The sequence below is a fragment of the Lamprobacter sp. genome, from assembly GCF_034860625.1.
GTDB lineage: Bacteria > Pseudomonadota > Gammaproteobacteria > Chromatiales > Chromatiaceae > Lamprobacter.
This window is the reverse complement of sequence record NZ_JAYESN010000157.1, coordinates 1-8,032: the sequence shown is the minus strand read 5'-3', so window position 1 is coordinate 8,032 and position 8,032 is coordinate 1. Positions and strand designations below refer to the sequence as shown.

Here is an 8,032-nt window from a genome sequence, read left to right as displayed (position 1 = left end):
CTGCCGGTGTATGGGGGTAACAATGACCAAGAAACGTCAATCACATTCGCCAGAGCTCAAGGCCAAGGTGGCGGTTGCTGCCCTGCGTGGGACGCAGACAGTGAACGAGATCGCGCAGCAGTATGGTGTTCATCCTGTGCAGGTCAGTCAGTGGAAGAAGGCGCTGGTAGACCAGTCGTCGACCATTTTCGACAGCAAGCGCGGGCCGAAGCCCAAGCCGGAGTACCAGACGGACGACAGCTTGTACGGCGAGATCGGCCGTCTCAAGATGGAACTGGATTGGCTCAAAAAAAAGTCCGGGATCAGCCTGCCATGACGCGCCAGGGCTGGATAGATCCGGGCGACAAATTGTCGGTGAAGCGACAGTGTGAGCTGGTCGGCGTGGCACGCTCCACGCTGTATGCACGGCGACGGGAGCGGCCAGAGGCGGCGGAGGACATTGAGCTGTGCCGACTGCTGGACGAACTGTACACGGCGCACCCGTTTTACGGCAGTCGCCGTATGGTAGTGGCGCTCGGTCGACGGGGCTACGTGGTCAACCGCAAGCGCATTCAGCGGCTGATGCGACAGATGGGCTTGGCTGGCATGGCACCGGGCCCCATGACCAGCCGACCAAACCCGGAGCACAAGGTCTACCCCTATCTGCTGCGCGGCGTTGCGATCACGCGCCCGAATCAGGTTTGGAGCAGCGATATCACGTATGTGCGCCTGCCTCGCGGATTCGTCTATCTGACCACAATACTGGACTGGTACAGCCGTAAGGTGCTTTCCTGGCGCATCAGCAACACCATGGACGCGGCGTTCTGTATCGATGCGCTGACGGAGGCGCTTGAGCACTACGGCGCACCGGAGATCTTCAACAGTGATCAGGGTTCGCAATACACCAGCAATGCGTTCACCGATGTCTTGAAGGCCCACGGTGTGGCGATCAGCATGGATGGCCGCGGGCGCGCCTTTGACAACATTTTCGTGGAGCGACTGTGGCGCACCGTCAAGTACGAGGACATCTACCTGCGTGGTTACAGCTCGATCAACGAACTGACCCTCGGTCTGACCGACTACTTCCAGTTCTACAACGCGGAGCGACCACACCAGGCCCTGGGCAATCTGACACCTGATCAGGCCTACTGCACAGGGGTGGGTGGTGGGGCATCCATACCTGATCACTTCGCTTCTCGTCAGGCCGCGGTGACCAACAACGAGACTACAGGGCAGCGCTGTGCAGCTGCAGAACAGTCGGCAGAGTTGATAGCTTAAATATTGGCCAAAACTGTCTTGACTATGGGGTCCACTTTAGCAAGGCATCGAAGCCGCCGCGGCGGTAGCGTTTGAGCCAGTCGCGCAGCGTCTCGGCGGCAACCCGGTTGCGCCGGCTGCCGGGAATGGAGTGTTCCTGTTCGGCCTTGGCCTTCAGCTGGGCACTGATGCCGGGACTACCCGGCGGCAGATGGATCAGGTCGGCGATCAGGCCGTAGCGGAACAGGGCCACCGCCTGGCGATGGTCATTATCGGGGTCATGCATGGGAGGGTCCTTGGGTTGGCGAGGCGATTGCCTCGGGAACCCAGACGCTACGCGGTCGCAGGCGGTGGATCTGGCCCCATCGGTTGTTGCTGAGCGCGATTGACCTCACCGCCTGCGCATGCCAGCGCTGAGAATCCCAGGGGAGCGGGTAGTTGCGGGAGATAAGCTGCGGTGCGGCCACGCAGAGGCACCAGCACGGCGTCTTGCATCAAACGGATGCGAAAGTAAGTGATCGTGGGCGTGCAGCCAGCCAGCATATCGGGCAGCAGCGCCATCACCAGCGATAGGCATTGGTACACATACTGTCGTCGCCTGCGCAGCCAGCGTACTGCGCCAGGCAGCTCAATGCCGGGGCGCAGTGCAGCGGCAGCTGCTTCCAGGCTGACAGCCTGCTCCGCCGCAACAACCGCTTCTTCCAGGGAGCACAGGGTGCCGGGCAGTCGTGCCGCCAAGCAATCTGGCAGCAGGCCGAAGGTGGTATGGCTCTCACGACAATACCAGCGGGCGATACGTGCGCCGGATGGGGTCTTGCGTTCATAGGTGCCATGCCGTTTTAGGGAGCACCCGCCCTGTCGGTGGTTCGGGCAGAACGGCAGGCTTGCATCGCGCCATGCTTCGCGGCTAACGTATTCCTCGCTGGTGAGCCCCGTATCGTAGCGAAGCAGCACCGGCCACGGGCCCGGCGGCGGTAACCGCGCGGGCCCACTTCCTCTCTCAGTTGTTTACTTGACGACGCTCAGCCTACCTTGCATCCCGTGCTGCGGGAACGGCGGCTATGCGCGCCTACTCACGATCCGAGTCAGCGGCCCAACCATCGGTAAGCCATCCGTTAGCGGCGGATCTGATTACCGGAATAAATCCTCGGTTCAATCACTTCACCGGTGGAATAGCGCGCTGCATTTGAGGTGGTGTCTCATGGAGTAATCTGGGACCTAACAGTCGCGTTTGGCTGTCAGATTATTTAACGGCTGCGCGGCAATTGCGCGGGGGGTGTGCCGCCGATGCGGGCGTTTTTGTGCTATGCAGCTTCAGTGCGCGGCAAAAAATCGGCGATTGGCGTCTTTTCTTGCTTCTATTTGTTTGCGCGCTCAGGCTTGCCGCGCAGGCGAGGCGGGTTTGGTGGCAACAACGCAGCCGAAGAGAACAGCCGAAGAGCAGCTGCGGCAAACGCAGCGACAGGATGAAGAAGCAGCAGAGGAAGGGGTAGCAGATGGCGTCGTGAAGATCTCCAGCTTTTCAGATTTGGGCAACGTATCGCCTCCCTGAGCGCTGCAAGGCCGTTGCTTGACCACGCAGCGCGGTCCGCCAATCACACACTGGCTTGCGCGCCGCGGTCGACGTATGCTCAGCCAGTGAAGTCACCTCAGGAGTGATCGGCATGGCCGAGGCACAGAGCGCGCGGCTGAGCGGGGCGGACTATCTCGCCTGGGAAGCCGCGCAGTCCGGGAAGCATGAGTACGTTGCCGGTGAGGTTTTCGCCATGGTCGGGGCCAGTGACCGTCACGTAACGATTGCCGGCAACGTCTTTGCCGCCTTGCGCGCCCATCTGCGCGGTGGCCCCTGCCGCGCCTACATCGCTGACATGAAGCTGCGCGTGGACGCGGTGGACGCCTGGTTCTACCCGGATGTGATGGTGGTCTGCGAGGCCGCAGATCTGGCCAGACCCCAGGACAAGATCGCGCCGGTACTCATTGTCGAGGTGTTGTCTCCGAGCACCGAAGCCTTTGACCGCGGCGGCAAGTTCGCCGCCTACCGGCAGATCGAGACCTTGCGCGAGTACCTGATGGTGGACCCCGAAAGCGGCCGCATCGAGCTCTACCGCCGCGAAGACGCGGGTCGCTGGAGCCTGCAGCCGCCGGCGGATCCGGTCGAGCTGCTGTCGGTGGACCTGCGGCTACTGGCGGCCGAGGTGTTCGAGGATGCTGCGCCGGGGCCATGATCGGCCGGTAACCATTCCTCCGCGGCGATCGGCACCATGGACGCGAAGCTGCGAGCTCTGAACCACGTCACGTCCACGGACCTGGATGTGCGGCGAGGACCCTATGGCGCTGAATGTAGATCATCTGCTGCGCACCGCCGCCACGCTGGAGCAGGCGCTCAAGGCTATTGATCACCTTGAGCGGCGCGATGATGTCATGTTTGACCTGTATCGTAACGCCGCCATCAAGAGCTTTGAGCTCTCTCTGGAAACAGCCGACAAGTTGCTGCGCAAGGCGCTGAAAGCCTACGGGGGCGCACCCCGGGCCGTTGATGCGCTGGTGTTCAACGATGTGTTGCGTCACGCCGGGAAACACGGGCTGATGGATGCGCTGACGGTAGAGCGCTGGCTGCGCTACAGGGCCAATCACAACAACACCGCCCACGACTATGGCGAGGGCTTTGCCAATGAGACCCTCAAGTTGTTGCCGCAATACCTGAGCGATGTGCGCGCGCTGGCACCGGCGCTGCAGGCGGTATTCGATGCCTCGGCTTGAGCGCTGCAGGCTGCAGTTGGCCGCCCCGCACTTAGAGGTGCTGCAGGACTTGCTGGCGCAGCACGTCCCGGCTGCAGAGGTCTGGGCGTATGGCAGTCGGGTGACGGGTGGCGCGCATGAGGGCAGTGATCTGGATCTCGTGTTGCGCAACCCCGCAGATCCCGCACAGGATGTGGAGGGCTGGTTGACACTCAAGGAAGCCCTGCAGGCCAGCGCCCTGCCCATGCTGGTAGAGGTACACCGCTGGTCTGCGTTGCCCGAGGCGTTTCACAAGAATATCGAGGCCGGATATGTGGTGCTGCGCACCGCAACGGCAAGCGCTGTCTGAGCGGGCGCCTCGCCGCAGTGCAGCGATGCGTATCGGCCAGCCCCCAGCCCCCAGCCTCTGCGCATAGATCAGGGCGTCCGTATCCAGCGCCATGCGCAGGCATCAGGGCTCGTACAACGCATCTCGTCCCGTTGCGAGCACCGCGAGTCGTTCAGACACTGACCCCTTCAGCAGCAGGGCTGATCCATGGGTCCTCCGTCGCTTGTGGCTGTCAGATTATTTAACACCAGCGCGGGTATCGCATCGGGGGGTGTGCGGCCAACCCCTGCTTCTTTGTGGCAGGTGTGCTGAATTATCGGCAAAAATCGCCGATCGGCGTGTTTTTTGCATTGCGGATTGGCGTGCTTTCTGCATCAGTCGCGGCAGCGAACGCAGGCATCCGCGTGCCCAGGGCGGGTCTGCAAGCTGGACGGGGAAAGCGCCACGCTGGCTGCGCGGCAGCCTGGACGATCGCGGGTTGAACGCGGACAAAGAGACGGAACGGAGAAGGGGTATTCGGATGCGCGGAATAAGCCGGCAGGCAAAGGCCCGATCGGGTTGGAAGGCCCTCCTTGTGATAGCAGGTCTTGCAGGAGCTCTTAGTGCATCCCCTGCAAAAGGTGCTTTGATTTTTGAATCACAAGGTGACATAGACACTATGAATACTATTGATGGATATGCAAATCTTTTTTCAATTAAAAATAATACTAACTCAATTTTATCTCAAATTTATATTGATTTAAGTAATTATGAAGGAATTTTAGATAAATCTGATTATTCAGTAACTCTTGGAACTGATTGGACTGAGACTGGAAATTTAAATGATAGAATATACACTTTTCAAAATCAATTTTTTGAAGGTTTAAATCCAGGAGGAACAGTTAGTGGTAGATTAATATATAACCCATCTGCACTTTCAAATTTAGGATTTGCACTATCAATAGATAATTATAACCAAGTAACTAATCCACAAGGAGTTGGAGTTTTAGATGAAGCTGGTTTTCCATATTTTGGAGATTTTGTTTTAACTGATTTTAATCCGCTGAGTTACCCACAAAACCCTGTGCCTGTTGGGGGGACCATTGGGCTTCTGGTGGCGGGTGTTGCTGGAATGTTGGGTGTGGGCCGCCGGCGCCGGGCGGTCCCGGGCTGGTTCGCCACTTGGGCTTGATGCATGGTTTGGCAGTGGTGATGCTGGCGTTCAAGCGGCGGCAGCGAGTCAGGATGCCATGGTCCTGGAGGCGCCTGGGCTCGGATGGCGCATCAGGCGAGCTCGATCCGCAGGTTCTTGCCTAGCGCCTTCGCCGCGCTGGTCAGGGTGGTCAGCGTGAGGCTGGTGTCGGTGTCATCAAGCAAGCGGTTCAGCGCCGCACGGCTGGTGTGCATCTTCTGTGCTAGCGCGGTTTTGGTGAGGTGCTGGGCCTTCATCTCCTGCGCGATCTGCCAGGCAACGACGCGCTTGATCGCCACGGCAGTGGCTTCTTCAAGCACCGCCTCTTCAGACAGGAAATCGTCCAACTGACTGCCGATATGCTTGTTCATGTGGCTCTCCTTCATGTGGCGCTCCTGAGGGTGCCGCGTCGGGGCGCTTGCTGGCCGGGGCCTGAGCCCTTGGCACTCGCGTGCACGGCTGGCGCTCCGCGACGGGTCGCGTGCTGCATGCCAGTGTGGATCCGTGTCGGGTTGGCGCTCATCGGGCAGGTATCCAGCAGGCTGATCTACGAACCAACAAACACGCATCGAAACAGTTTGGCAATGCCGGTATTACTCACTAGTATTACTGTATGACAGCGCTGACCAGCAAAGGACAGGCCACTATCCCTGCGCCCATTCGGGCGTTCCTGGGTGTGCGCCCGGGTGACCAGATCGAGTTCGTGATCGTCGATGGTACCGTCGTGGTGCGCAAGGGCGGGGGCGCGACCGCCTACGACCGCGGACAGCATCTGTTTGGTCAGCACCGCTCTGCTGCGCCCGATGATCCCGGCAGCTCGCGCGCCTGCCGCAAATCGCTGCTCCAGGATAGCGTAGCGGGAAAGCATGGCTGATGTGCTGGTCGATGCCGGCCCACTCATCGCGTTGTTCAATGCCAATGATGCTCACCACACGCGCTGCTTGCGTTGGATCAAGGGCAATACTGACCGGCTGATCACCACCAGCGGCGTGTTGACCGAAGCCAGCCATGTGCTGGACCGTCGCGTGGGTATTCAAGCCGCGATTGACTGTCTGAGCTGGGTGGATGCGGCGCTGCTGGTGCATGAGACGGCGTCTCATCTTAAAGGCACGATCGACGTGATGCAGCGCTACCAGGACCTCCCAGCGGATTATGTGGATGCTGAACTGGTCGCACTTGCCAATCGCCTGGGTGTTTTCCGCGTGGCAACGCTCGACAGCGATTTCACGGTCTATCGGGGTGCCGGCCGGCAGCCATTCCACTGCGTGATCCACTGAGGCCGCTTTTTTCCCGACCTGAGCAAAGGCAGTGAACTGAAGTGTCCGGCGCACGGGCTCGGGAATCGTTGCCTGATACTTTCTGGTGAGCTTGCTGGTCGCGGCTTCCATATTGACAGCTCCACACACTGGTAATACCAGTATTACTTGCCGCGCGTCATGCGGCAAGTGGCCCGTTGCAATAAACGCTCGCCTGTTGCGTGAACCTGCGCGGGACTTTCGCGACGTCCGCACTATGCACACCCCGGTGCCGTAGCCAGGATCATTGCCGACGCGGGCTCAGGCAGTACCGGCCAACCCTCTGGGTTTCGCGCGGTGCCGGAAGCCGGGATCGTCGTACGCTTCGTAGTGGCAAAGCCTTGACTTGTGGCTGGCCAACGTCACTATAACGAAGCCAGCGATTATCTCGCCCGAGACCTGGGACACGCCGTGTACGTCATAGACCTCACCCACTACATCGACCCCAAGGGAATGATCGGCCCGACCAGCGGCACTGGCGCTGCTTCGGCCTGATCACCACGTCTCGCCCATCCCTGATGCCCAAGCCAGTCATTGAAGATCTGCCCACCTTCCTTGCCCGGCAGGCCCATGGCGACCTGATTACCGTACTGCTGGAGCTCGCTGCGGGCCATGAGGCCGTCCTCGCCCACCTGACCCGCATGCAGTTGGCCGACCATCCCGACGAGCTTGCGACAGGATTCAAGAAAACCCTCTCCGCCTGGAAGCGTTCCGGTAAGTACTATGGTTATAGCGAAGCCGACCAGTTCGGCCGTATGCTTGAAGGATGGCTCGAGCAGGTGGAGCGGGAGCTTTGTCCCAAGAACCCGCGGGCCGCTCTGGCCCTGTTTCAGACCTTTATCGAGTCGGACGCCGCGTGGTTCGAACGTGCCGACGACTCCGGTGGCGCAATCGGCTACGCCATGCGCTTGGCTTGCCAGTGCTGGCTGCGCGCTGCCGCGCAGTGCGAGGCACCGGCCGAGGAGTGGTCGCAGCGGGTGCTTGATCTGCACGCTGCCGACGAGTATGGCGCCCGTGATGCGTTGCTGCGCCATGCGGGTCTTTTGCTAAGCGATGAAGCACAGCGCCAGCTGGTCGCAGGGATCGACGCCCAGTTGGCGGAGTGTATGACCTCTCAGGCAGCCGCAGGCGGTGGGCAGGAGCGCCCGCCGCAGGAGGTGTTCAAGCTCTCGGGTACGCTGTCACTTTTGTCCGAATCCCTGGGCGACCCGGATGTGCGGGTGCGGGCCGCGCTTCACTATAGCCCGGACCCTAATCCGGTTC

General features: G+C 60.5%; 11 protein-coding genes. 8 read left to right on the top strand and 3 right to left on the bottom strand.

The features are described from left to right. The first annotated feature begins 22 nt into the window (after nt 1-22). Nucleotides 23-1,257 (top strand): IS3 family transposase gene (locus VBE63_RS22430; protein ID WP_416274634.1). Its coding sequence is split into 2 segments (ribosomal slippage): nt 23-296 and nt 296-1,257, totalling 1,236 coding nucleotides; the frame shifts between segments, so codons are not numbered across the junction. A 22-nt stretch (nt 1,258-1,279) separates the two neighbouring features. Here VBE63_RS22430 and VBE63_RS22425 read toward each other — a convergent pair. Beyond that, nucleotides 1,280-1,522: a helix-turn-helix domain-containing protein gene (locus tag VBE63_RS22425; protein WP_323685243.1), complete on the bottom strand. Its 243-nt coding sequence runs from the start codon at nt 1,520-1,522 to the stop codon at nt 1,280-1,282. Between the two features lie 47 nt (nt 1,523-1,569). Next, the gene (locus VBE63_RS22420; RefSeq protein WP_323685242.1) at nt 1,570-2,190 is read right to left on the bottom strand and encodes a hypothetical protein; all 621 of its coding nucleotides are present in this window, start codon (nt 2,188-2,190) and stop codon (nt 1,570-1,572) included. A gap of 710 nt (nt 2,191-2,900) precedes the next feature. Between VBE63_RS22420 and VBE63_RS22415 the strand changes: the two genes are divergently transcribed. The 4 genes from VBE63_RS22415 (at nt 2,901) to VBE63_RS22400 (ending at nt 5,474) form a co-directional block, all read left to right on the top strand. After that, entirely contained in the window at nt 2,901-3,461 is a 561-nt protein-coding gene (locus VBE63_RS22415) for a Uma2 family endonuclease (protein WP_323685241.1), read from the top strand. A gap of 85 nt (nt 3,462-3,546) precedes the next feature. After that, entirely contained in the window at nt 3,547-3,996 is a 450-nt protein-coding gene (locus VBE63_RS22410) for a nucleotidyltransferase substrate binding protein (RefSeq protein WP_323685240.1), read from the top strand. Then, nucleotides 3,983-4,324: a nucleotidyltransferase domain-containing protein gene (locus VBE63_RS22405; RefSeq protein ID WP_323685239.1), complete on the top strand. Its 342-nt coding sequence runs from the start codon at nt 3,983-3,985 to the stop codon at nt 4,322-4,324. Before VBE63_RS22410 ends, VBE63_RS22405 begins: the two co-directional genes overlap by 14 nt. Nucleotides 4,325-4,877: 553 nt before the next feature. Further along, nucleotides 4,878-5,474 carry a hypothetical protein gene (locus VBE63_RS22400; protein WP_323685238.1) on the top strand — a complete coding sequence of 199 codons (597 nt, stop codon included), beginning with the start codon at nt 4,878-4,880 and terminating at the stop codon, nt 5,472-5,474. Nucleotides 5,475-5,566: 92 nt separating this feature from the next. Here VBE63_RS22400 and VBE63_RS22395 read toward each other — a convergent pair whose 3' ends face one another. Further along, nucleotides 5,567-5,845 (bottom strand): XRE family transcriptional regulator, encoded by a 279-nt coding sequence (locus VBE63_RS22395; RefSeq protein WP_323685237.1) that lies wholly within the window; start codon nt 5,843-5,845, stop codon nt 5,567-5,569. Between the two features lie 242 nt (nt 5,846-6,087). Here VBE63_RS22395 and VBE63_RS22390 point away from each other — a divergent pair, with 242 nt between their 5' ends. The 3 genes from VBE63_RS22390 to VBE63_RS22380 all read left to right on the top strand — a co-directional run. Next, entirely contained in the window at nt 6,088-6,348 is a 261-nt protein-coding gene (locus VBE63_RS22390) for an AbrB/MazE/SpoVT family DNA-binding domain-containing protein (RefSeq protein WP_323685236.1), read from the top strand. Nucleotide 6,349: 1 nt separating this feature from the next. After that, entirely contained in the window at nt 6,350-6,751 is a 402-nt protein-coding gene (locus VBE63_RS22385; RefSeq protein ID WP_323685235.1) for a type II toxin-antitoxin system VapC family toxin, read from the top strand. A gap of 536 nt (nt 6,752-7,287) precedes the next feature. Further along, the coding region (locus VBE63_RS22380; RefSeq protein ID WP_323685234.1) for a DUF6880 family protein at nt 7,288-8,032 on the top strand (745 nt) is incomplete at its 3' end.